This window comes from Amycolatopsis rubida, assembly GCF_900115345.1.
GTDB classification, from domain to species: domain Bacteria; phylum Actinomycetota; class Actinomycetes; order Mycobacteriales; family Pseudonocardiaceae; genus Amycolatopsis; species Amycolatopsis rubida.
Map to the genome: position 1 here is coordinate 42,823 of NZ_FOWC01000002.1, position 22,003 is coordinate 64,825.

Here is a 22,003-nt window from a genome sequence, read left to right on the forward strand (position 1 = left end):
CACTTTTACCTGCGCGTGCTTTTCACCGGCGAAGGCGAGCGCGCGGTGATGAGCCGGGTCCTGCTGCTCGCGGACGCGCAGGTCGTCTTCAGCCTGGGCAGCGAGCTGCAGATCTTCCGCGACACCGGGCTCGCTCCGCTGGACGACGGCGACCCCGTGAAGTACCAGTAGCGCCGTCACCGAACCACGACGTAGTCGCCATTGCCCCGGGCCACGGCCAGATCGGCGTGCGCGGACGCGCTGGTCAGGAACCGCCCGCGGACGACGCGGATCCACGAACCGTCGAGCGGAAAGACGAGCACACCGCCGGTGCCGCGCAGCATCGAGCCCTTCCGCAGGTTGCCGAGAAATTCGATGATGTCGCGTTCGATCTCCGCGGCGAACTCGCGCTGGCCCTCCTGCGAGATGTCGTACAGATCGGTGTCGATGTCATATGTGACGAGCTTGCCGGTCGCCGGGTCCCGTGCCTCGAACTCCACCCCGAGCCAGCGCCGGTCGACGATCACCGTGGCCTGCCACGTCAACCCGCTGAGCCGCCATCGCACCGAGGCGTCGTCGGCGGCCACCGTCCACGCGGTGGTCGCCCGCAGCTCGCGAAGGAAAGCCAGCAGCGCTTGGCCGGTCACGCCGCCCAGCCTATGCCGCGGGCCACCCCGGCGGACCGTGCATCCGGTCAACCCGGCTGTCCGGGAATCTCCGCGACCAGACGCCGCCCGGCGCGGGCGGCGTCTGGTGCTTCGCTGGACCGGCGGTTCCGCGGGTTCGGTGGATGACGCCGGTCCGGGAAGTGCGCGGTCAGGCTCCCGGAATCCTGGGCAACAGCAACTGCGGCCGCTGGTTTTCGGTGCTGTGCAAGGTAGTCCGCCCGTCATACGCCGCCCGGTCGCGGTCGCCGGGGAGTTCGTGCCAGTACGCACCGCTGCCGCGCACTTCACGGCCGTAGGTCAGCTCGTGCGGACCGGGCAGGCGGTGTTCGTAATCCTGCCCGCGCACGGACACTCCGAGGGCGTATCCGGCCGGAACCACGATCGAGAACGGCCAGATCTCCACGTCCGCCTCGTACACCTCCCCCGGCGCCAGCGGCGAGACCGCGGTGTGCCGCTGCCAAGGACGGTACGGCCGCGACAGTTCCGGATCGAGTTCGCGCTGCGACAGCCGCAACCAGCCTTGACCGACCGGACCGTGCGGTTCGAACGCGGTCGGGAAAAGCACTTCGACGCCTTCGGGATCGAACAGGTGCACCGTCACGAAAAGATCGGCGTCTTCGGTCGTCGACGAAACAAACAGTTTCAGCGCCGCCGGACCGGTGTATTCCACCTCGTGCGAAGCGGGCGGCAAGGTGAACAGGAGCCCTTCCGACCGCGCGGCGAACTCCGCTTGCCGCCTGCCGGCCGGAGCGTGGCCGGTCAGCGCACCAGTGCCGAGATCGAGATTCAGCGAGGTCCATTCCGTACGCGCGAGCGGCCATTCCCTTTCGTGGCGCGGGAAAAAGCTGTCCGGCGTCCGGACCTGCAGCTGGACTGGCGGCTGAGCCTCCCACCCGTTGTCCGCGCCATTGAGGAAATGGTCGAAGAACCGGCGCTGCACGTCGAGGCCGTAGTCGGTGTAGAACTCCGTCCAGTGTTCCAGCCCGTGCACCTCCAGCCACTTCTGCTCGGACGAAACCCGCTGGAAGCCCTCGAAATTGCCGCGCGAATGCAGACCCATGCCGCCCCAGTTCGAGGCGGACAGCACTGGCACGGTGATCTTCTCCAGCACCGCGGTCCGGTCCCGGTAGTAGTTGTCGACGACGGGTCGTTCGAGCAGCACGTCGGAGATCGAGATCGCGGCCGCCGCCAGCTCTTCCCCGGTGCGCACGGGTTTCCCGGAAACGCGGCGGCCGGTGTTCGGGTTGACCGGCGCGTCGGCGCGGCCGTGCTGGATGCGCAGCACCTGGTTCGGCGCCCAGCTGGGCATGAATTCCGTCGGGATCCCGCCGTGGTGGGTGTATTCGCGGAAATAGTCGGACGCACCCTCCCACGGGCAAATCGCCTTGAGGTGCGGCGGGGAGAGCGCGGCGGCCAGCCACTGATTGGTCGCGAGGTAGGAGATGCCGAGCATGCCGACGTTGCCGTTGCTCCAATCCCGCACGCCGGCCCATTCGATCGCCTCGTAGAGATCTTGGGCTTCCCGCGGCGAGAAGAAATCGATCGATCCTTCGCTGCCGCCGGTGCCGCGCACGTCGATCCGCACGCACACATAGCCTTCCGGGACCCACCGCTGCGGGTCCGGATACTCCCAGACCTGATACGCGCCCGTCGAAGTGGCCACCACCTCGGGATGGTCGCGCACCAGAGCGGAGAACTGCGTCGGGAATCCTTCGGCGAACGAGAGCCCCTTGCCGTACGGACTGGCCGCGAGCAGCACCGGATGCGGCTGGTCGTCGTCCGGCCGGAAAATGTCCGCGGCGAGCGTCACGCCGTCGCTCATGGCGAGCCGGACGTCCCAGTCGACCCGCATGCCGTCGCGCACTTCGGAGTACGGTTCATAGTGCTGTGTCATGGATTTCCTCTCTGTCCTTCGTGGTCAGTCGCGCGGTTTTCCCATCGCGGCCATCGCGACGAGGCCGGCGACCGGGATCGCGCACAACTGGATGACTCCGGCGGCGTGCCAGCCCAGACCGGACTTGACGGCCGCGAAGAAATAGCCGGACACACTCGCCGGGAGATACATGGCCGCGACGAACAGTCCGCTCGCCCGTCCGGCCTTCGCGGCGGGCACCGAACGCTGCATGAGCGCGTTCGTGTTGGTGTAAACGATCCCGGTGAACGCGATCCCGAGCACCAGGGAAAGCACGAGCTGCGCGGGGTAAGCGTCGGCGAAGGCGAAAATCCCCGCTCCGCACGCGGCGATCGCGGCGAACCCGGCGACGTTGACCAGCCGCTGGTCGAGCCGGTCGGCGAACATGCCGCAGAAGACCGACGTGAGCGCGCCGAGCCCGAACATGCCCGCGGCGACCGAGAGCTGGCCGCCGGAGTAGCCGTGCGCCTCGCGGAGATAGGTCGGATACAGCCCGAGATAGCCGTAGATCGCGAAGCCGGCGGCGGCGGTGGCGATGGCGCAGCAGACGACCCGGCGGTTGAAGAACCGGATCTCGCCGCTCGCGGCCGGCGTCGCACGGGGTGCCTCCTGGCGTCCGGTTTCCGTCACCGACCGCGGCACCGTGAACAGCATGACCACGAGAATCACCAGGCCGAGCCCGCCGAACACCAGCAGCGGAACACGCCAGTCACCGGTCGAGGACAGCAATGCCCCGCCCCACAGCGGACCGGCGAACGCGCCGAGCCCGAACGCCGCGTTGATCGACCCGATCGCGACCGCGCGATTGCGCTGGAAGTACGCGCCGACCGCCGCGTAGAGCGCCGCGTTCTGCGCACCTTCGCCGACGCCGGACAGGATCCGCCACGCGGTCAGGTCGACCAGCCCGTGCGCCGTCGCCTGGAGTGCGCAGGTGATCGAGAACAGCAGCAGGCTCGCGACGATCACCCGTTTGCGGCCGATCCGGTCGGCCAGGTACCCCGCCGGGATGCCGGCCAGCCCCATGCCGAGGGTGAAGATCGTCGACAGCGTCCCGGCCTGGTTGCCGGTGAGCAGGTAGGTCTGCTTGATGTCCGGCAGCAGGATGGCGAACACCTGCCGGTCCATCGCGTTGACGAGGTAGGTCAGGTCGAGCACGAGCAGAACGAGCAGGGTCCGGACGGTCCACGGCGAAGCGGATTTCCGCGTGGTGCCGGCGAGTGCGGGCGTGGTCATGGCGGGGCTCCTCGGAGCGGGGCGGGTACGAGCGGCGCTGGCGAACGGGCGTTCGCGCCGTCCTCCGGGGACGGCCGGGTGCTGCCGGAGGTCAGTACAGGGAGAGCAGCCGCAGCCCGCGCCGCACGTGGTCGAGCCGGTGGCGGCTCTCGCGGCGGGCGGCGACTGCTTGATCGAGCGACACCGGCACGAAACGGACCGTGTCCGGTGCTTTGAGCTGGGCGAGCACGTCGAGGTCGGCGCTGACGACGGTGCCGATCGTGGCGTAACCGCCGCCGGTCACCGCGTCGCGCAGCAGGCAGATGGCCTCCTCGCCGCCGGGCACCTGCACCGATCCGACCGGGTACCCGAGATCGACCACGTTGCTGGGGTTGTCGCCCGCGCCGAACGGGGCTTCGCGGTCCACGAACCGCAGCGCCGGGCCGAGCAGCCTCCGTCCGGTGCGGTCGGATTCGGCGGAGACAGTGAACGCCGAGGAGAAGAACTCGCGGACGCTCTCGTCGGTGAAGCGGTACCGGCACAGTCCTTCGACCAGCCGCAGCTGCTGATGTCCGCCGAGCGCGGGACGCAACCGGGGATCGACGGTGCTGCCCTCACCGGGACAGCACCCGTCGGTCGCGTCACCGATCGGCAGGGTGCCGCCGGTGGCGAGCGGACCGCCGATCGCCGAACTCTGATAGGCGGACCGGCTGCCGAGGAACGGCTCCGTCGCGATCCCGCCGCGCACCGCGACATAGGCGTGGCAGCCGGTGCGCAGTGTGCCGATCCGCAGTACCTGACCAGCTTCTACGGACAGCGTCTGCCAGCCTTCGGCGCGCGTGCCGTCGATGCTGATCTCGGCTTCGCCGCCGGTGACCGCCACGGTCGCCGGTTCGGTGAAGCGCAGTTCCGGGCCGATCATCGTGACTTCCAGCGTCGCGGCGGTTTCGTCGTTGCCGACCAGCAGATTGGCGCAGCGGTGCGAATACTGGTCGAGCGCACCGGACGGCGGCAGCCCGAGGGCGTACTGCCCGGCGCGACCGAGATCTTGCACGAGCGTGCGCGCGCCCGTGGCGAGAACGGTCAGCATGGCAACGCCGCCGCTAACCTAGGCGGATAGCCGACCGGGTCGGCGAGGAACTCGGCGAGCGCGAACCGGACCGGCGCGCGGCGGTATCGGTAGCGGCCTTCGCGGGAATCGGTGTGCAGCTGCGCGTACTCCTCGCCCGGGACAGGGCGGAAGCTCAGCAGCGTGGAGATCGTGGCGAGCACTTTCGACGTCTCGAACCCCGGGGTCCGCTGCGCGAGGTCGGCGACCGGCACCGGGGATCGGCCCAGCAACTGGTAGCCGCCGACGCCCGCGGTCGGGTAGACGACGGTGAAAGCGCCGCCGTGCGCGACCGCCCGCGCTGGGGTCTCGGTCCGCGGTCGCAGGTACTTCGGGACCTGGAGCTGCCGTTCGCGCGGCACGAGTTGGACGCATTCGGTGTTGCCCGGCTTGAAACACGGGAACGTGACGATGAAAGGCGCCGACGAATGCGCGGCTACGAGATCCTCCACCGAGGTCAGCCCGTTGACTCGCGCGGTGTACGCGAGGTCGGTCTCCCCCGCCGACTGGTGCCGGTCGCGGAACTTCAGGCAGACCCGTTCGGTCTCCGGATCCCCGTACCAGACCGGGATTTCCACGATCTCGGTGTCCAGCGCGACTGATCCCGCGTCCTCGAACCGTTCGTGCAGCCGCGCGAGCGCCCGCACCAGTTCGCGCGGATGCAGCACATCCGGGTCCAGGCGCACGAGGTAGCTGGCGTTGGCCGGGGCGACGTCGAGGATTCCGGGCAGCTCGCGCCGGGAAAGCTCGCCGGTGATCGCCTGAATGCGCATCGCCTGGGCGAGATCCATGCTTTCGCAGACCTCGACGAAGAGGAACTCGTCGCCGCCGAAACTGGCCCGCGCGCCGTCGGCGAAGAACTGGTAGCTCATGCCGCACGCACCACAAACCCGGCCGCCTCCAGGCGACGGCGCACGGCCTTCGCGACCGCCACCGCGTTCGGCCGATCGCCATGCACGCACACCGAGCGCACCGGCATCGGAATCACCGTGCCCTCGACCGTCCGGACTGTGCCGCGTGCCATCTCCAGTGCCCGGTCGGCTACCGTCGCCGGCTCCTTGGCCTGCGGAACCGGTTCGACGATGTTGATGCCGTCCTGGTCGAAGCCGAGGTCGGCGGCGTTCTCCGGGATGACCGGCAACCCGGCCTCGACCACCGCGCGCAACGCCTCGGTCGGCGCGAACATCAGCGGCGCCCCGGGCAGAACGGACTGGAGGGCTCGCGCGACCGTGACCGCCAGCCCGGGCGAACGGCAGATCCGGCCCATCAGCGCGCCGTGCGGTTTGACGTGCGTGAGCGGCACTTCCTCGGCCGCGGCGAATCCGGCGAGCGCGCCGACCTGGTAGAGGATGTAGTCGACCACGTCGGAATCGGTCGCAGGCAGCGCGCGGCGGCCGAATCCGAGCAGGTCCGGGTAGCCGGGGTGGGCACCGGCGGCGATCCCGGCGTTCCGGGCGCGGATCAGCGACGAACGCATGGTCGCCGGGTCGCCGGCGTGGTAACCGCACGCGATGTTGGCGGTCGTGATGTGCTGGAAGAGAGCGTCGTCGTCGCCGAGGGTCCAGCGGCCGAAGCTTTCGCCGGCGTCGGCGTTCAGGTCGATCGTCGGTGCGGTCATGCGCGTCTCCGGGCCAGGACTCGGGCGGCCGCGTCGGCGAAGCGGTCGAGCAGCAGTGCGGCGTCGGCGGCGGAGAACACCAGCGGCGGCCGGATTTTGACGACGTTGCCGTGCGGTCCGGACGCCGACACCAGCACGAAGTTCTCGCGCAGATCATCCACAAGGGACTGGGCGATCCCCCGGTCCGGTTCGGTGCTTTCCGGTGCGGTGACCTCGATGCCGAGGAACAGTCCGGTGCCGCGCACTTCAGCGAGGCAGGAATTGCTCTCGACGATTTCGGTGAAACCGCGCAACAGGTGGGCGCCGATCTCCCGGGCGTTGTCGATAAGTCCTTCGCCCTCGATGGCGCCGAGCACCGCCGAGGCCGCGGCGATCGGCACGTTGCTGCCGCCGAAAGTGTTGAAGTAACGGACTTTCTGACCGAATTCCCGGCCGATCTCGTGCCGCAGCACGGCCGCGGCCACCGGAATCCCGTTGCCCATCGGCTTGCCCAGCGTCACCAGGTCGGGCACGACGGCGTGTCTGCCGAATCCCCACCATCCGGCCCCGGTGCGGCCGAATCCGGCTTGGACTTCGTCGGCGAGGTAGACGCCGCCTGCCGCGCGGACCTCAGCCGCGAGGACGCCCAGCAGATCGGTCGGGAACGGCTGCACTCCGTCGGAGGAGAAGATGCTGTCCACGACTAGCGCGCAAACACCGAAGCCGTGCCGTTGGAGATCATCGATGACTGCCCGGATCTCGTTGCGCAGCAGGTCCGTCACGTTGTCGTGCCGCAACGGATCCGGCGCGCTGATCGTGCGCACGTGCGGCCCCAGCGGCGACGTTGGCCCGAGAGAGGGAGAGAACGCGGCGACTTCAGCGGTCACGCCGTGATACGCGTTGCGCGTGACGATGATCCCGGTGTTTCCGGTGTGCGCCCGTGCGATTCTCAACGCCAGGTCGTTCGCTTCCGAACCGGTGCAGGTGTAGGTGACCCGGTCGAGTTCCGCCGGGAAGGTCGCGAGCAGCCGTTCGGAGAAGTCGAGCAGATCTGCTTGCAGGTAACGGGTGTTCGTGGTGAGCGTCGACAACTGCCTGGTCACCGCCTCGACGACGGCCGGGTGGCAGTGGCCGAGCGAGACGACGTTGTTGTAGGCGTCGAGGTACTCGTTGCCCGCGGGATCGTAAAGATGCACGCCCGAGCCCCGGCTGACTTCGACCGGGTTGGTGTAGAACAGCTGATAACCCGGGCCGAGCACGTTCGCGCGCCGGGCGATCAGCTCGCGAATGTGCTGTGGTTGAGCGGAAAGATGCTCGCCGGTGAAGCCGTTGACCATTTCCGGCCGGGTCATCGCCGCACCTCCAGCACTCGTTCGGCTGCCGCGCCGAGGCCGGCGTACCCGGCGCGAGCGGTGACCCAGTCACGGGAAGCGTGCGAGCGGACGTACTCCGCGCGGGCCGGGTCCCGTCGAGCCCGCCAGGAAGAAATCAGTGCGCGCTGCACCAGTCTCGCGACGGCCAGCAACGGAAGCAGCGCCAGTTCTTCTTCGACGATCGGTCTGACCTGGAGGTAACCACGCAGCCACCCGAGCGGGGCCGCCCACAGGTCCGGCGCGTCCGCGTCGAGGAGATTGGACAACGCGATGGCGAGGTCGAAAACCACGGCGGTGCTGAGCACGTCGCCGAAGTCGAGGATCCCGGCCAGTTCCCCGCTCGCGCCGACGAGGATGTTGTGCGGGCTCATGTCGTTGTGCACCAGCTGGGTTTCCAGTTCGCCCGGACGGACCCGGGAGGCGAACTCCGCCAGGACCTCTTGCGCGAGCCCGTTCGCGGTGTCGAGCGCGCTGAGGTAGCGCAGGTCCCAGAGCAAGGTCCGGTTCCCGCCGCGGAAGCCGGCGAGCGCACGGGTGAGCTGCCCGTGCCAGCGCCCGAACGGCTCCGGGGCCGCCGCGCGCTCGGCCAGCGGCTCCCCCGGCAAGAACGAGAGGACCCGCAACGACCGTCCACTTGCGACCTCGTGCAGATCCGCACCGTCCACACCGGACTTCACCGCAGGAACCGGCAGTTCGGGTGCGGCGCGCTCAAGATGCCGCAACACCGCCGTCTGCAATGCCAGGTCCTCGCGCGCTTCGCCGCTCACCTTGACCAGATAGCGCGCATCCGCCGCGTGCAACACGAACGTCTCGTCCTTCTCCGACGCGATCCGCTCCAGCCGGCCGGACAACCCGTGCAGTTCTCCAAGCGCGCCAAGCACAGACGCTTCGTCGAGCGGTTCGATGACCGCGTCGAGTCCGCTCGCGGTCACGAGTTCGCCGAAGCCGGGCTTCACGACGCGACCCAGCCGCCGTCGATCAGCAGGCTGACGCCGTGGATGTAGGACGCGGCCGGGGAAGCAAGGAACGCGACGGCGGGTGCGATGTCGCCGACCTCGCCGACGCGTCCCGCCGGGGTGGAGTCGAGCATCTGGCGCTCGTAGCCGGAATCCGCGAGCAGGTGCGCGTTGATGCTGGTGCGGACGTTGCCGGGGGCGACGGCGTTCACCCGGATGCCCTGCGGGGCGAACTCGGCGGTCAGTGACTTGACCAGCAGTTCCACCGCGCCCTTGGTCGCGCAGTAGGCGCTGGAGTTCGGGAATCCGACGTGCCCGCAGATGGAGGAGACGAAGATGACGCTGCTGCCGTCTTTGAGATGCCCGGCGGCCGTGCGGGTCAGCCGGAACGGTGCCCGGACGTTGGTCGCCCACTGCGCGTCGAGCAACTCGTCGGTGGTGTCGGCGAACGGTGTCGGCAGGAAGACTCCGGCCGCGTGGACGAGCACGTCGATGCCGCCGAACCGGGCGAGCGTCCGGTCCACGACCTCCTGCGGACCGGACGCGGCGACGAGGTCGGCGACGATCGGCTCGGCCTCCGCGCCCATCGCCGTCAGCTCCCCGGCGACCGCCGCGAGCCGCTGGGAATCCCGTCCCACCAGGGCGATCCGCGCCCCGGCGGAGCCGAGTTCGCGGGCGATCTGCGCCCCGATCCCGGAACTGGCTCCGGTGACGACGGCGATCCGATCGCGAAGCGGGTGTGCGCTGGCCATGAGGACTCCGCTCTTAACGTTAGAAAACTTGCACTAACGAGAAGTATGCGAAGGGATGGCCACTAATGCAAGAGATCCTGCACTTAGATTTTTCCAGCAGCCCTCAGACGTCGGTGAGGGGCTCCTTGCGGGAATCAGATTCCCGCAAGGAGCCCCTCACCGACAGCTGTGCCGGAGTGGCGAAGCACCGGTGTTCAGGCAGTGGCGAGGGCCCGGTCCACCAACGCCTCCAGCTCGGTGTCCGGAGGCTCGTAACCGAAGATCGCCCGCAGGTAGATCGGCGCGAGCACCACATCGAAGACATGCGCCACCGTCGGCGGCTTGCCGCCCGCCTCCGCGACCCGGTCCAGTGCCCGCTGCAACTGCGCGGTCCGCTGCCGCAGATACCCGGCCGCATCGGCGGCGGGCTGCTCGCCCTGCCCGCCCCCGAGCGGGGAGGTCGCCGCGGCCAGCGCGCGGAACAACGCGAACCCCTCGCGCGTCTTCACCTGCCCGGCGACCGCGTGCGCCCAGTCGAGCAGGTCGCGGCGCAGATCGCCGCTGTCCGGGAACGGGGCTTCCTCGTTGAGCTGCGTGACGGCGACGTCGAGAACGAGCGATTCGATCCGGCCCCACCGCCGGTAGATCGTCACCTCGTGCACACCGGACCGTTCGGACACTTCCCGCACCGACGGCTGATCGCGTCCCTCGGCGAACAACTCGCGCACGGCGTTGTGCACCGCGGCGCGCGTACGAGCGGTACGGCCTCCAGGACGGGTGTCTGCCATAGGACCAGGCTAGCGTTCGCGGCTCAGGCCGCCGGGTCAGCGGGCAACGGCAAGGGACCGCTGCGGAACAGCAGCGCGGCCAGCAGCGCGCTGCCGAGGAAGACTGCCGCCGCGATCCAGAACACCAGGCGGTATCCGGCGAAGGTCGCCTCGGCAAGGGTCCCGGTCGCTGGATGCGCGGCCAGGTATCCGGCGATCGCGGACGTCGTGAGCGAGCTGAACACCGCGGTTCCGATCGACCCGCCGATCTGCTGGGCCGTCGTCACCATCGCGGACGCCACCCCGGCGTCGTGCGGCTGGACACCGCTGGTCGCGGCGTTCTGCACCGGGCCGAAGATGAATCCGAAGCCGATCCCGGTGACGAGCAGGGCGGGCAGGATGTTCGCGGCGTAACTCGAGTCCGCGCCGATTCCGGTGAGGATGACCATGCCGGCGGCGGCGAGCAGACAGCCGGACGGAACGATCGGCCGAGGTCCCCAGCGCGGCAGGAGCACCGCCCCGGAGAACACCGCTCCCACCATGACCAGGCCGATCATCGGCAGGAACGCCACCCCGGTCTGCAGCGGGCCGAACCCCAGCGTGTTCGCGAGATAGAAGGTGAGAAACAGGAAGATCGCGAACATCCCGGTCCCGGTGATGCCCAAGGTCAGGTACGCGGCTCCGCGGACCCGGTCGAGGAGCACCCGCAGCGGCAGCAGCGGATGGGCGGTACGGCGTTCGACGACCACGAACGCGGCGATGAGCGCGCCGCCCGCGAGCACCGGCCCGAGTGTCCGGAGGTCGTGCCAGCCGTTCCGTTCCGCGGTGCCGAGGCCGAAGACGATCCCGATCAGACCGAGCACCACCGCGGCGGTGCCCGCGACGTCGAGCCTTGCCCGCTGCGGCCGATCGCCGTCGTGGAGGAGGATCAGCCCGCCGGCGAACGCGATCGCGGCGATGATCAGGTTGACGTAGAGGCACCACCGCCACGACAGGCCCTGCGTGAGGACGCCGCCGAGCAGCAATCCCACGGCTCCGCCGGCACCGGAGATCGCGCCGAAGACGCCGAACGCACGGCCGCGTTCCTTGGCGTCGTCGGCGAAGGTGATGGACAGCAAGGACAACGCGGCCGGCGCGAGCAGCGCGGCGAACGCGCCCTGACCGATTCGCGCGGCCAGCAGGGTCGCGAAATTCCCGGCGGCGCCGCCGACGGCGGAGGCGACCGCGAACCCGCCGACGCTGACGAGGAACAGCCGCTTCCGTCCGAAGTAGTCAGCGAGCCTTCCGCCGAGAAGCAGGAGGCTGCCGAACGCGAGCGCGTAGCCGGTGAGCACCCATTGCCGGTAGTCGGCGGGGAACCCGAGGTCGTGCTGTGCGCTCGGCAGGGCGATGTTGACGATCGTGGAATCGAGGATGTCCATCAGCTGGGCGAGGCTCAGCACGACGAGCGTCAGCCAGCGATGCTGGTGGCGCACGGCGTTTCCGGGCGCGCTTCGGGGAGCCGACGGGGCGATCCCGGTCGGCGAGGGGTCAGAAGTCATGAAGTTCTCTCGGTTGAGTTGGCCCGTCAGCCGGGCAGCAGGACGAGTTTTCCGCGCACGCGGCCCGATTCGCCGACCCGGTGCGCTTCCGCGACGTCGGCCAGCGGGAAGGTCCGCCCGACCGGCAGGGTGAATTTTCCGGCTTCGACCAGTTCGCCGAGCTGGGCCAGGACATAAAGCGCGTGCCCGCCGTCGCCGCGGCTGAAGCGCACGCCGTACTGCTCGGCACCGGCGAAGTCGGCGATGGTGATGACGTGCTCCGGACCGCCCGCGAGCTGGATCAGCTCCGGCAGGACGCCGCTTCCGGCGACGTCCAGCGCCAGGTCGACACCGTCGGGTGCGAGCGCGCGGACCCGGTCTGCCATACCCGGTCCGTAGGCAACGGGTTCGGCACCGAGCGAGCGCAGAAAGTCATGTGTGGCAGGGCTTCCCGTGCCGATTGGCCGTGCGCCCCGAGCCGCGGCAAGCTGAACCGCGGCACCGCCGACGCTGCCGGAAGCACCGTTGACGAGCACCGTGGCGCCACGCTCGACACCGAGCTGGTCGAGCGCACGCGCGGCCGTCTCCGCCGCGGCGGGCAATGCGGCCGCCTCGGCGAAACTGAGCGACGGCGGGATGGGCGCGTAGCAGGACAACACGGTCAATTCCGCTTGTGCGCCACCGGAAGCGGAGAATCCGAACACGCGGTCACCGATCGCGGCATCCGTGACCCCCTCGCCGAGTTCGTCCACGACGCCCGCCGCCTCGTGTCCCAGGGTCTGCGGGAGTTCCTGGTCCATCAGGCCCTGGCGTTTCTTCCAGTCGCTCGCGTTGATTCCTGCGGCGCGCACCGAGATCCGGACCTCGCCGGGGCCCGGATGCGGATCCGGGACGTCGACGAGGTCGAGGACTTCCGGGCCGCCGAAGGTGCTGAACCGGACCGATTTCACGAGGTCGTCCTTTCTCGGCCCGAGGCCGGGGATCGCAGAGGCAGGCACGGGAAATCGTGGCCCGCCCACAGGTTCGCCGACAGCTGCTCCGGATAGGACCGCACGATCGGGTCGGCGCCGATCACCCAGGTCGTCCCCGCGGCGTCGAATTCGCCCCATCCGGGGCCCTCGCCGCGCGCGAAGCCGGTCCACGCCGCCCTCATCGCCGCCGAGAGTGCGGCGAGTTCGGCATTCGGCGGCGGCGGCCCCAGCATTTTCTCGGCCAACGGCCCGGTCAGGTTGCCGAAGGTCAGCGCGACGTCGACGCCGTGGCAAGCGCCCAGCACCCCGCCGGATCCGGGGGCTTCGAGGACGAACTCGTACAGGTACGAGCGGCCGGTGTGCTCCCGGGCGAGGTTCGCCGAGGGCATGCGGAACAGCCAGTCGGAATGGAGCGTCTCGTAGAGCTGCTCCGGCGTCGCCTCCGGGAAAGCCGCGCGGTAGCCCTCCGGTGCCAACGCGACGAGCGCGTCCGCGGTCATTTCCTCGGTGACCCGCCCGAGCAGTCCGCGCCCGGCGAGCATCTTCCGGAACTCGTCGCGGGTGTGCCCGACGATCAGTTCGACGTCCCGGGAAGCTCCGTCGCGGAGCGCTTGCCAAGGCGTGGCAGGAAGAACGTCACCGTCGACCACCGGCGAGAACGGCGTCACCCCGTACGCGAAGGCGCCCCAGCGGTCGGCGTGCTCGCGCAGGTCAAGCGCGTCCACCGCCGCGACCAGCGAGAGATCGCGGAGCCCCTCGACGGTGGCCGTGGTCCCGGCACTCGCCGCGATCGTGGCCATGACATCCGCCGCCAGCTCCGGGGAGACGAACGTGCCCGGCACACTCTGCGCGATCGCCCGACGGAACAGTCCTGCCGCACTCGGCATCGCGAGCAACGCGGCGACCCCGCCCGCGCCCGCGGACTGGCCGAACACCGTGACCTGGCGGGGATCGCCGCCGAACGCGGCCACGTTGTCCCGGACCCATTCGAGCGCCGCGACCTGGTCCAGCAGCCCGCGATTCGCCGGAGCCCCGGCGAGCTGCCCGAAGCCTTCGACGCCGACGCGGTAGTTGAAGGTCACCACGACGACGCCCTCTTCGGCGAGGACCGCCCCGTCGTATCCGGGATCGGCCGCACTGCCCGCGAGGTAGCCACCGCCGTAAATCCACACCATGACCGGACGGTTGCCGGACAGCTCGGCGGTCCAGACATTCGCGGTGAGACAGCCGCGCCCGTCGTCGAACGGATTCGGCGGCGGCGCGACCGCGGACGACGGCACTTCCGCCTGGGCCGGGATCGGCCCGAAGTCCTCGGCGTCGAGGACGTTCTCCCAGGAACGAGGCGGCTGAGGCGCCGCGAAGCGCAGCTCGCCCACGGGTGCCGCGGCGAAGGGGATGCCGCGGAAGACCGCGAGGGTTCCCTCGGTCCCGCCGCGCACCCGGCCGTGGGCGGTCTGCGCCACCGGCCGCTCTGTCTCTGCTTCCACGAACACTGTTCTATCAACGAACAGTGTTCCTGTCAACGCGGGGTGCACCCTCGCGGACCGGTTCCCCGCGCCGGACGCCTAAGCCGGGCAGCCCGAACCGCTGGCTGCCGCAGGTCTGTGAAGGACCCTTGAGGGAATCTGATTTCCCCTGCCAGGGAGGTGAGCCAGGCGGCTCCCGGGATCGACGAAATGCCCGATCGGCCCCGGATCGGCCGTCTCGGCAAAGTCTGCCCGGCCCGCAAGGTGCTTCGGCGGCTTGGGCAAGCGCGCCCGGCGAGGGCGGGAACGAACCCGCGAAGGTCAACGGCAGCGGCAATCGCCTAGCGACGCGCCAGACCGTCGATCATCACCTCAAGCGTGAAGTCGAACCGGTCATGCCCCTCGCCGGCCGTCAACTCGGCGGCATGGCTCGCGGTGTACGGAAATTCCTCGGCGGGCAGCGAAGCGAGCCGCCGCCGCATCTCGTCCCGTCCGACGACCCATACGGCGTCCTTCTCCTCCACCCGCCGGTGCACGATCGACGTCTCAAGGCAGTAGGCAGCCACGTAGAGCAGCAGGGAATCCACCCCCCACGCCGCGGCCTGCGCCGGGACGCCGCCGTTCCGCAGGATCGCCAGCATCCCCTCGTTGAGCCGCGCGGTGTCGAGGTCGGTGGGCGCCACCGCGAACGCCGCGCCGGATATCCCGGGGTAGGCCAGGTACAGATCGCGCAGCTGGACGCACACGTCGCGAATCTGCTCGCGCCAGTTCGCGGCGGCCGGCTTCGGCAGGACGATTTTCGCGCACAGCCGTGCGATGAGCAGCTCGTCGAGATCGGTCTTGTTGACCACGTGCGCGTAGAGCGAGGCGGGACCGGTGTTCAGCGCGTCGGCCACGCGGCGCATGGACAACGCCTCGTACCCCTCGGTGGCGATGATCTCCAACGCGGCCTCGACGACCTGCTCGACAGTGATCGGAACGGTGCGCCGCCGGGGTTTCGGGCCGGTTCCGGATTTCGGTGGCTGGTGCCGTGCCGCGCGCCGTTCTTTGGGGTCCACCGGTGCACCTTATCGCGGAGCGTTCGTTCGCCGAACACTGTTCGGCCAGGATGCCGCCGATTCGGTCTCAATATACAGTTCATAGGTATATGCTTCTCTCATGAATGACGGTGCTCTGCGCGAGCCGACCTTCCTGGTCCTCACCGCGCTTGCCGCCCAGCCGCAGCACGGCTACGGCGTGCTGCGCGATGTCGAAACGATCTCCGACGGCCAAGTCAAGCTGCGAGCCGGCACGTTGTACGCCGCGCTGGACCGGCTTCACGCGGAGGGCTGGGTGGAAGTGGATCGCGAAGAGGTCGTGGACAGCAGGCTGCGCCGCTACTACCGCCTGACCGAACCAGGCGCCGCGCGACTGGCCGCGGAAGTCCAGCGACGGCAACGCCACACGACTGCCGCCGAACAACGGCTTCAGCTCCGCGATGCGGGAGGATTGGCGTGAGCGACCTCAAGCGACGCTACCGGCGGCTGCTGGCTTTGTACCCGCTCGCGCACCGAGCCGCGCACGGCGAAGAAATGCTGGGGGTATTGCTCGACGGTGCCGGAAACCGAAGCAAGCCAGGGGTTGCCGAGACGCTTGACCTCGTCTGGGGTGCCGCCCAAGTCCACTGGCGACACGCTTTGAGCAAGCACTCCCGGCGAGACACTTTGGCGATAGTCAGCCTGCTGGCACCGGTGCTGCTGCTGACCGGAGCCGCCTCCACAGTCCGCGAGATCCGGAGCGTGGCCCGGCTGGACAGTGCGGGCTTGCGGATGTGGTTCGGAGCGCTCGCCGACGTCCCGGTGTGGTCGGGCTGGCTGGCCGCCGTGGTGCTCGGCGTGTGCGGCATGCGTCGTGCCTCGGTGATCCTGGCGTGGGTGGCTAATGCCGCCTTGATCACTGTCGCACTTCTCGACCCCGCCCGCCATTGGTCGGTGGATGTGGCTCCGGGCTGGGTGCTGCTCAGCGTTTTCGCGGCACTCGCGATGACCGCGTCCCCGGGGCCACGCCATGGCTTGGCTCTGCTGGGCCGACTGCGACTGTCCGTCCTCGCTTGCACAGTCGTTGTGCTGCTTGGGCTTACGACGACCGTCCGGGGCATGCATCTGCCGCTCGCCCAATTGGTGCAACTGGCAGTGCTCGTGGCCGGTGTCTTCGCCGCCTGCCGCCTTCGCGTCCGAAGCGGTCGCCGTGCGGCGTTGATCCTTCTTGCGCCGCTTATCGTCGTCCCAGTCGCCGCGCGCCTGCTCGGATACCTGGATGTCTACCCGGTTCTGCCGCTCGTTCTTTACGCCGCACCGGTCGTTGTCACGCTGGGATTCGGCGTCCTGCTTCATCGTTTCGACCGGCATTCCCGCGCGACCTCTCCGGATTCTCCGATTCCGCCCTCCCCGGCCCGGCCGTTGTGATTGACTGACCGGCACGAAGTGATCGCGGGCCCGAAGGGATACCGAGGTCATGACGCAAGGGGTCAGCATGCCGGTCGACGGCGGCGACGCCATTCTTTTCGAGACCGATCCGGCCGCTGGCGGAAACCAGCCGGTCGGCGGCGGTGCGTCGATCGAGCAGGCGTCCGAGTCGGTCCAGGAGGCGCTCCAGCGCGTCCGGCCCGCCGCCGAGGCCGTGCTCGCCGAGTTCCGGGCGATGGAGTGGCAACCGTCCAAGGTCAGTCCGCAGTTCGGCATCAGGGTCACCGGCGAGGCGAACCTGGCGAGCGCCAAAACCGCGGGCGAAGCGAACTTCACGGTCAGCATGGAGTGGACCGCGCCGTCGCCGATCCCACGGTAACGGTGAACTGGGCAGCCGCGGACACTTCGCCGACCCCGATCCTCCTCCCCGCCCCGGACGGCCGGTTGACCGCGCTGATCGTGCGGAACGGGTCGATGCAGCTCAGCACCGTGCCCACGGCCGACGCCAAGCCCGCCGCCACCACCTCGTGGAACCCGCACGCCCGGTCGCCGGACGGCCAGCGCCGGGCAGCCCGCACCCAGGCCGGAGAACTCGCCCTCCTGGACGCACGGCAACAGGTGCTGAAGCAGGTCTCAGTGCCCTCGCCGACTGCGCTTTCCTTTGATCCCAGAGGGAACACCTCCTGTCCGTCAGCGGCGACGGCACGCTGCGGACCTACCGGGCGAACGACCTCCGCGCCGCCGCTGCCGCTGACCACGCGAGCCGATGTCGCCGAGGCGAAGGCAAGACCAGGACATCCCGGGCAGCTCTTCGTCTACGACGGGAAACGGCCGCGGTGTGGGATCTCCCGAGCCGGAAAGCGATCGAGACGTTCCCGGCACCCCGGCCATCGACCCCACCGGTTCCCTCGCGGCCATGGTCAACGGACTGGAGAGCGGCGTAGTCCTCCTCGGCCTGAACGCGAACCGGACGCTGCCGGCGTCGATGAACGCTCTGCACGGCATCGACGGCGACTACCTGTTCGGGGAAGCCACCCTCGACTTCCCGGTGTGGCGCTGGCCCGGCCACAGACTGGTCACCGACATCAAACTCGGCGACCAATCGCTCCACCGGGCCGTCGAGAACGGAGAGCTGGCGCTTGACACGAGACCGGGTCTTCACTCCGGCCGAGAGGACCCTGCTGCCCGCCGGTGCCGAGCAAAGCCGGCCGTGCGGGTAAGACTGCCCTTCCAGCCGCTCAATCCCGGCCGGCAGGGCACCACGCGACCGCTCACCAGACCGCGACCGGATTGACCGGCACCCCCGTCAGCCCGAGGATCCGAGGCGGAGCAGCCACGAACAGGAAGCTGTACCGCCCGAGCTCAGCGCAAACCGACGCCAATTCGTCGGCGTCCACTGCGTCGATCAACGGCATCCCCAGCCGAGGGAGAGCCACTCCGTGCATCGCGGGCGGGGAGCACACGGGCGGGTAGGCATCCGAGAGATCCCCGGCGTACAAGGACACCCCTCGGTCGTGCATCCACCGCGTCGCGTCCAGGCTCATGCCGGGCATGGGGTTGCCGCTGTATCGGGTCTGCACCCAGCCGAACCGCGCGACGAGGGCGTCTCCGGGTTCGACGTGGACGTTGAAACGTTCCTCCGCGGCTTCGAGGTCCTGCGCGGTGAGCGCGCGGTCGGCGGGCACCGGGCCGTCGGCGCCGAAATCCAGCAGGATTCCCCTGGTCACGATGCCTTCGGCGAATGCCGTGGTCGATCCGTGCACGACGCCGCCCATCGTGACGCTCTCGTTCGCCGGGCGGCCGGGATACACCTGTCCGTCCTGCGGGATGTGCGCGAGCGCGTCCAGGTGCGTGGACAGGGGGTGGTGGTTCGTCACGGTCAGGGCGTCCGCGTACGCGATCGCTGGGCTTCCGGTGTACAGCATCAGCTGCTGGACCGGCGATTCTTCGGCGGTCCGCGGCGGGAAGGGGCCGCTGAGCACCGGAGCCGGCTGGATCGGCACCGCCAGGGACACCGAGCGGCCGGTGCGCACCTCGCGCGCGGCGCGTTCGCGGACCTCGTCGGTGATCAGGTTCAGGGTGCCGAGTTCGTCGTCGGCGCCCCAGCGGCCCCAGTTGCTCGGCAGGTCGTTCGGCTCGCTCATGCTCATGATCGTACGGAGAAGCTACCGCCGCTCGTCGACGGACGAAGCGTAGGAACGGCCCCACACCGCCATGACATTCAGGACCTCCTGCGCGTTTTCGCCCCATTCCGTCAGGCTGTATTCCACCTTCGGCGGCACCTGCGGGTACACCACGCGGCGCAGCAGGCCGTCGGCTTCCAGTTCGCGGAGCTGGCGGGTCAGGACGCGGTCGGTGAGATCTGGCAGCAGCCGCGAAAGTTCCCCGAAGCGCAGCACGCCGTGCTTGGCCAGTGCGTGCAGGATGCTCGGCTTCCACGCGCCGCCCAGCACCATCGTCGTGATTTCGGCGGCGCAGCTCGTTCGCCACGCTCGCACGGCCTTTTCCGTTTGCGGGCGCATCCGGCCTCCTCACTATCCGTTTGGTTAGTACCAGACCGTGACGTCCGTACTTGTCGATTGCGGGGGTGTCAGGACAGGATCGTCGCATGGCGTCGACCCGGGTGGAGCCACGGCGCGGGCTCGTTCTGATTCCGTTGCTGGCCGGAGTCCTCGGCGGAAGTCTCGCCCTCGGCATGGTCACCACGGCGCTGCCGCGGATCGCGGACGAACTGCGGGTGTCCGCGCCGGCGCGGGCGTGGATCGTCGACGGGTACCCGCTCGCGCTGGCGGTCGCGATGGTCGGGGCGGCTCGGGCCGGCGACCGGTACGGGCGGAAACGCGTGCTGCTGCTCGGGGTGAGCGCGTCGGCCGTGCTGAACGCGGTGGCCGCGGCCGCTGCCGGTTCGGCGTTGCTCATCGTGTGCCGCGGGTTGCTCGGGGTGGCCAGTGCGGTGATTCTGGCCGGGGTGGTCGGCACGATCGGGTCGCTCTTTTCCGGGCGGGATCTCGCGTTCGCCAACGGCATGTGGGTCACCGTGCTGGGAGCGGGCAACGCGCTGGGGCCGGTCGTCGGCGGACTGCTGACCGAAGGGCCGGGCTGGCGCTGGGTTTTCCTCGCCCTGGTGCCGCTCGCGGTGCTCACGATCGCGTTGGCGGTGTGGTTGCTGCCCGAATCGGTCGGACAGGCGGCGGCCGGATGGGAGATCCCGAGTCTGCTGTGGTCAGTGGCGGCGATCGGCGGGATTGTGTACGGGCTGCAGGAAAGCACCGTCGCACCGTTGCGCGGGGTGGTGTGCACTGCGGCCGGCGTGCTTGCCGGGATGATGTTCGTGCGCAGGCAACTTCGGCTTCGGCAACCGTTGTTGCAGGTCCGGCTTTTTCTGCGGCCGGGTTTCACCTCGGCCTTCGCGCGGATCGTCGTTTCCGCCGCGACGGCCGCGGCCTGCCTCTATCTCGTCAACCTCGAACTTCAGCACACCCAAGGGCAAACGCCCATCGAGGCGGGTTTCGCGCTCGCTCCGCAAGCCGTGGCCACCGCGGTCGGCGGACTGGTCGCGCCGTTCAGTGTGAACTGGCTGCGCAGCCGGACATCCACCTCCATCGCGTTGGTGATCCAAGCTGTCGGACTCGCGGCGATCCCGTTGAGTCACACGGTGGCTCCGGTTGCACTGGTCGGGTTCGGCTATGGCGCGATCGGCACCTTGGCGACCACCGCGCTGTTCGAAGCCGCGACCGCCGAACACGCTGGAGCGGCCGGGGCGACGCAGGAAGTGGGTTTCGCCATCGGCGCGGGCGGCGGGGTCGCGGTGTTCAGCACGATCGCCAACCTCGGCGGCGGAACGGGATTCGCCGCCGCGCTGATCGCGGCGGGAGCGGTCACGCTCCTCACCGCGATCCGCTGACCCCGGTCTCTGCTGGACGGCCACCGCCGCGGCCCCGCCGACGGACGTGAGGAGAACCCTCACGAACCTGAAAACTGGGGGCGGGTGAACCGTCAGCTGGCGTGCCGCCCCGGTGCCGCGCTGCCGGTGTACTCGGCGAGCCCGGAGATGAGTTCCGCGATGTCCGGCACGTTCGCGAACCGGCTCCGGTGGACCTCGGCGATCTTCGCGCCGATCTCCGGGTCCGGGTCGTCGGTGATGTCGGACGACATGAACCGCTCGACCAGCGGCAGCCCCACCCGGTCCAGTTCGAGGTGCGCCGGATGGTTCATGTACTCCGCGTACCCTTCGATGTCCTCGATCACCAGGACCGCGCCCAATTCGTACTTCCCGCCGAAGTCAGGGCCGACGACGCGTGCCTTGACCGCCGGGATGCGGTCGAACAGTTCGCGCATCTTCGCGGCGGTAGCAGTCTTCTCCCCGGCGGTGACCTCGGGCTTGAGCGTGAAGCGAATGCTGTGGTAGATCATCGGAATTTCCCTTTCAGCGGGCCGCGAACGCGGCGGAGTAGTCGAGCGCGAAATCGGTGAGGTCACGGGCGGGGCGTCCGGTGAGGTCGGCGACGGCGGTGTGCACCTCGGCGGCCTCGCCGCGGGCGTAGTGGGCGTAGTCCTCGACCAGGCCGCCGATCTGCCACGACGGGAGCAAGCCGGCGAGCGCGGCGGCGAACTGGCTGGCGGGTGCGTCGTGGAAGGCGATGTCCCGTCCGGTGGCGGCGGAGAGCGCGTCGGCGATCTGGGCGTGCGTCACCGCGCGCGGACCGGTGAGGGTGTAGGTGCGGCCGGAGTGTCCGTCGGCGGTCAGCGCGGCAGCGGCGGCGGCGGAGATGTCTCGGGTGTCGATGGCGCTGACCGCCGCGTCGCCGATGGGCGCGGCGATGAATCCTCGCGCGACGGTGGCGGAGAAGTTGAGCAGCGCCTGCAGGTAGAGGTTGGGCCGGAGCACGGTGTAGTCGATCCCGAGCTTCTCGACGCGTGCCTCGACCTCGGCATGCCAGCGCAGGAAGCGCACCGGCGAATCGGCGCGGGCGGCGTACTGGGAGAGCAGCACGAGCCGGTGGACGCCGGCGTCGCGGGCCAGGTTCGCGAACTGGATCTGCAGCTCAGCGGCATCGGGAGCGGAGGGGCTGTTGAGGAAGACCGCGTCGACCCCCTTCAGCGCCACCGCGATCGAGGCCGGGTCGCGCAGGTCCGCGATCACGGTCTCCACGCCGTCGACGGGACGGCCCCTGGTCATGGCGCGGACGGTGCTGCCGCGGTCCTGCAGAGCGGGGATCAGCGCGGACCCGACGGTTCCGGTCGCGCCGGTGACGAGCACTGTGTCCATTGTGGAACTTCCTTTCCTCCGGTGGCCTGT

At 69.5% G+C, this 22,003-nt stretch carries 24 protein-coding genes; 6 read left to right on the forward strand and 18 right to left on the reverse strand.

Annotation, left to right across the window (positions count from 1 at the left end):
- Positions 1–15: 15 nt before the first annotated feature.
- Positions 16–171 (forward strand): hypothetical protein, encoded by a 156-nt coding sequence (locus BM362_RS47320; protein ID WP_167545257.1) that lies wholly within the window; start codon positions 16–18, stop codon positions 169–171.
- Positions 172–176: 5 nt separating this feature from the next.
- On the opposite strand, the gene BM362_RS09095 is transcribed toward BM362_RS47320, so the two are convergent.
- From BM362_RS09095 to BM362_RS09160, 14 genes are all read right to left on the reverse strand, one after another.
- Complete coding sequence (locus tag BM362_RS09095) at positions 177–626, reverse strand: hypothetical protein (RefSeq protein WP_093572819.1); 450 nt, start codon at positions 624–626, stop codon at positions 177–179.
- 169 nt (positions 627–795) lie between these two features.
- Positions 796–2,541, reverse strand: a complete 1,746-nt coding sequence (locus tag BM362_RS09100) for a CocE/NonD family hydrolase (protein WP_093572820.1) — start codon at positions 2,539–2,541, stop codon at positions 796–798.
- A 24-nt stretch (positions 2,542–2,565) separates the two neighbouring features.
- Entirely contained in the window at positions 2,566–3,792 is a 1,227-nt protein-coding gene (locus BM362_RS09105; RefSeq protein ID WP_067580946.1) for an MFS transporter, read from the reverse strand.
- Positions 3,793–3,883: 91 nt separating this feature from the next.
- Entirely contained in the window at positions 3,884–4,861 is a 978-nt protein-coding gene (locus BM362_RS09110) for a 5-oxoprolinase subunit C family protein (RefSeq protein ID WP_067580944.1), read from the reverse strand.
- On the reverse strand, positions 4,855–5,751 hold the full coding sequence (locus BM362_RS09115) for a 5-oxoprolinase subunit B family protein (protein WP_067580941.1): 897 nt from the start codon (positions 5,749–5,751) through the stop codon (positions 4,855–4,857). Before BM362_RS09115 ends, BM362_RS09110 begins: the two co-directional genes overlap by 7 nt.
- On the reverse strand, positions 5,748–6,497 hold the full coding sequence (locus BM362_RS09120) for a 5-oxoprolinase subunit PxpA (RefSeq protein ID WP_093572821.1): 750 nt from the start codon (positions 6,495–6,497) through the stop codon (positions 5,748–5,750). Before BM362_RS09120 ends, BM362_RS09115 begins: the two co-directional genes overlap by 4 nt.
- Entirely contained in the window at positions 6,494–7,828 is a 1,335-nt protein-coding gene (locus BM362_RS09125) for an aspartate aminotransferase family protein (RefSeq protein ID WP_093572822.1), read from the reverse strand. Before BM362_RS09125 ends, BM362_RS09120 begins: the two co-directional genes overlap by 4 nt.
- On the reverse strand, positions 7,825–8,805 hold the full coding sequence (locus tag BM362_RS09130; RefSeq protein WP_167545258.1) for a phosphotransferase: 981 nt from the start codon (positions 8,803–8,805) through the stop codon (positions 7,825–7,827). Before BM362_RS09130 ends, BM362_RS09125 begins: the two co-directional genes overlap by 4 nt.
- Positions 8,802–9,557, reverse strand: a complete 756-nt coding sequence (locus BM362_RS09135) for an SDR family NAD(P)-dependent oxidoreductase (protein WP_093572823.1) — start codon at positions 9,555–9,557, stop codon at positions 8,802–8,804. The genes BM362_RS09130 and BM362_RS09135 overlap by 4 nt, the downstream gene beginning before the upstream one ends.
- A gap of 194 nt (positions 9,558–9,751) precedes the next feature.
- Positions 9,752–10,324, reverse strand: a complete 573-nt coding sequence (locus tag BM362_RS09140; RefSeq protein WP_067580929.1) for a TetR-like C-terminal domain-containing protein — start codon at positions 10,322–10,324, stop codon at positions 9,752–9,754.
- 23 nt (positions 10,325–10,347) lie between these two features.
- Positions 10,348–11,844: a DHA2 family efflux MFS transporter permease subunit gene (locus tag BM362_RS09145; protein ID WP_093572825.1), complete on the reverse strand. Its 1,497-nt coding sequence runs from the start codon at positions 11,842–11,844 to the stop codon at positions 10,348–10,350.
- Positions 11,845–11,870: 26 nt separating this feature from the next.
- Positions 11,871–12,773, reverse strand: coding sequence for an NADP-dependent oxidoreductase (locus BM362_RS09150; protein WP_093572826.1), 903 nt, complete (start codon positions 12,771–12,773; stop codon positions 11,871–11,873).
- Positions 12,770–14,281, reverse strand: coding sequence for a carboxylesterase/lipase family protein (locus tag BM362_RS09155; RefSeq protein WP_167545259.1), 1,512 nt, complete (start codon positions 14,279–14,281; stop codon positions 12,770–12,772). The genes BM362_RS09150 and BM362_RS09155 overlap by 4 nt, the downstream gene beginning before the upstream one ends.
- Positions 14,282–14,601: 320 nt before the next feature.
- Entirely contained in the window at positions 14,602–15,318 is a 717-nt protein-coding gene (locus BM362_RS09160; RefSeq protein WP_067580922.1) for a TetR/AcrR family transcriptional regulator, read from the reverse strand.
- A 100-nt stretch (positions 15,319–15,418) separates the two neighbouring features.
- Here BM362_RS09160 and BM362_RS09165 point away from each other — a divergent pair, with 100 nt between their 5' ends.
- From BM362_RS09165 to BM362_RS09180, 4 genes are all read left to right on the forward strand, one after another.
- A complete protein-coding gene (locus BM362_RS09165; protein WP_067580920.1) occupies positions 15,419–15,757 on the forward strand; it encodes a PadR family transcriptional regulator in 339 nt (112 codons plus the stop codon).
- Complete coding sequence (locus BM362_RS09170) at positions 15,754–16,704, forward strand: hypothetical protein (RefSeq protein WP_093572828.1); 951 nt, start codon at positions 15,754–15,756, stop codon at positions 16,702–16,704. The genes BM362_RS09165 and BM362_RS09170 overlap by 4 nt, the downstream gene beginning before the upstream one ends.
- Before the next feature lie 49 nt (positions 16,705–16,753).
- Positions 16,754–17,083: a CU044_2847 family protein gene (locus BM362_RS09175; protein ID WP_093572829.1), complete on the forward strand. Its 330-nt coding sequence runs from the start codon at positions 16,754–16,756 to the stop codon at positions 17,081–17,083.
- 459 nt (positions 17,084–17,542) lie between these two features.
- The gene (locus BM362_RS09180) at positions 17,543–17,998 is read left to right on the forward strand and encodes a hypothetical protein (RefSeq protein ID WP_093572830.1); all 456 of its coding nucleotides are present in this window, start codon (positions 17,543–17,545) and stop codon (positions 17,996–17,998) included.
- Here BM362_RS09180 and BM362_RS09185 read toward each other — a convergent pair.
- Together BM362_RS09185 and BM362_RS09190 are read right to left on the reverse strand one after the other, a co-directional pair.
- Positions 17,976–18,848 (reverse strand): cyclase family protein, encoded by an 873-nt coding sequence (locus BM362_RS09185; RefSeq protein WP_067580910.1) that lies wholly within the window; start codon positions 18,846–18,848, stop codon positions 17,976–17,978. The two genes, BM362_RS09180 and BM362_RS09185, sit on opposite strands and share 23 nt — an antisense overlap.
- 21 nt (positions 18,849–18,869) lie before the next feature.
- Positions 18,870–19,226: a winged helix-turn-helix transcriptional regulator gene (locus tag BM362_RS09190; protein WP_067580908.1), complete on the reverse strand. Its 357-nt coding sequence runs from the start codon at positions 19,224–19,226 to the stop codon at positions 18,870–18,872.
- Between the two features lie 86 nt (positions 19,227–19,312).
- On the opposite strand from BM362_RS09190, the gene BM362_RS09195 reads away from it, so the two are divergent.
- Positions 19,313–20,608: an MFS transporter gene (locus BM362_RS09195; RefSeq protein WP_067580905.1), complete on the forward strand. Its 1,296-nt coding sequence runs from the start codon at positions 19,313–19,315 to the stop codon at positions 20,606–20,608.
- A gap of 92 nt (positions 20,609–20,700) precedes the next feature.
- On the opposite strand, the gene BM362_RS09200 is transcribed toward BM362_RS09195, so the two are convergent.
- Positions 20,701–21,117 carry a Dabb family protein gene (locus tag BM362_RS09200; protein ID WP_067580904.1) on the reverse strand — a complete coding sequence of 139 codons (417 nt, stop codon included), beginning with the start codon at positions 21,115–21,117 and terminating at the stop codon, positions 20,701–20,703.
- A 13-nt stretch (positions 21,118–21,130) separates the two neighbouring features.
- On the reverse strand, positions 21,131–21,973 hold the full coding sequence (locus BM362_RS09205) for an NmrA family NAD(P)-binding protein (protein WP_093572831.1): 843 nt from the start codon (positions 21,971–21,973) through the stop codon (positions 21,131–21,133).
- Positions 21,974–22,003 lie beyond the last annotated feature (30 nt).

What these genes read in the sequence shown, in the direction of transcription:
- BM362_RS09100 (WP_093572820.1), bottom strand. Translation starts at nt 2,541, where the DNA reads ATGACACAGCACTATGAACCGTACTCCGAAGTGCGCGACGGCATGCGG.
- BM362_RS09105 (WP_067580946.1), bottom strand. Translation starts at nt 3,792, where the DNA reads ATGACCACGCCCGCACTCGCCGGCACCACGCGGAAATCCGCTTCGCCG.
- BM362_RS09110 (WP_067580944.1), bottom strand. Translation starts at nt 4,861, where the DNA reads ATGCTGACCGTTCTCGCCACGGGCGCGCGCACGCTCGTGCAAGATCTC.
- BM362_RS09115 (WP_067580941.1), bottom strand. Translation starts at nt 5,751, where the DNA reads ATGAGCTACCAGTTCTTCGCCGACGGCGCGCGGGCCAGTTTCGGCGGC.
- BM362_RS09120 (WP_093572821.1), bottom strand. Translation starts at nt 6,497, where the DNA reads ATGACCGCACCGACGATCGACCTGAACGCCGACGCCGGCGAAAGCTTC.
- BM362_RS09125 (WP_093572822.1), bottom strand. Translation starts at nt 7,828, where the DNA reads ATGACCCGGCCGGAAATGGTCAACGGCTTCACCGGCGAGCATCTTTCC.
- BM362_RS09135 (WP_093572823.1), bottom strand. Translation starts at nt 9,557, where the DNA reads ATGGCCAGCGCACACCCGCTTCGCGATCGGATCGCCGTCGTCACCGGA.
- BM362_RS09140 (WP_067580929.1), bottom strand. Translation starts at nt 10,324, where the DNA reads ATGGCAGACACCCGTCCTGGAGGCCGTACCGCTCGTACGCGCGCCGCG.
- BM362_RS09145 (WP_093572825.1), bottom strand. Translation starts at nt 11,844, where the DNA reads ATGACTTCTGACCCCTCGCCGACCGGGATCGCCCCGTCGGCTCCCCGA.
- BM362_RS09165 (WP_067580920.1), top strand. Translation starts at nt 15,419, where the DNA reads ATGAATGACGGTGCTCTGCGCGAGCCGACCTTCCTGGTCCTCACCGCG.
- BM362_RS09175 (WP_093572829.1), top strand. Translation starts at nt 16,754, where the DNA reads ATGACGCAAGGGGTCAGCATGCCGGTCGACGGCGGCGACGCCATTCTT.
- BM362_RS09185 (WP_067580910.1), bottom strand. Translation starts at nt 18,848, where the DNA reads ATGAGCGAGCCGAACGACCTGCCGAGCAACTGGGGCCGCTGGGGCGCC.
- BM362_RS09190 (WP_067580908.1), bottom strand. Translation starts at nt 19,226, where the DNA reads ATGCGCCCGCAAACGGAAAAGGCCGTGCGAGCGTGGCGAACGAGCTGC.
- BM362_RS09195 (WP_067580905.1), top strand. Translation starts at nt 19,313, where the DNA reads ATGGCGTCGACCCGGGTGGAGCCACGGCGCGGGCTCGTTCTGATTCCG.
- BM362_RS09200 (WP_067580904.1), bottom strand. Translation starts at nt 21,117, where the DNA reads ATGATCTACCACAGCATTCGCTTCACGCTCAAGCCCGAGGTCACCGCC.
- BM362_RS09205 (WP_093572831.1), bottom strand. Translation starts at nt 21,973, where the DNA reads ATGGACACAGTGCTCGTCACCGGCGCGACCGGAACCGTCGGGTCCGCG.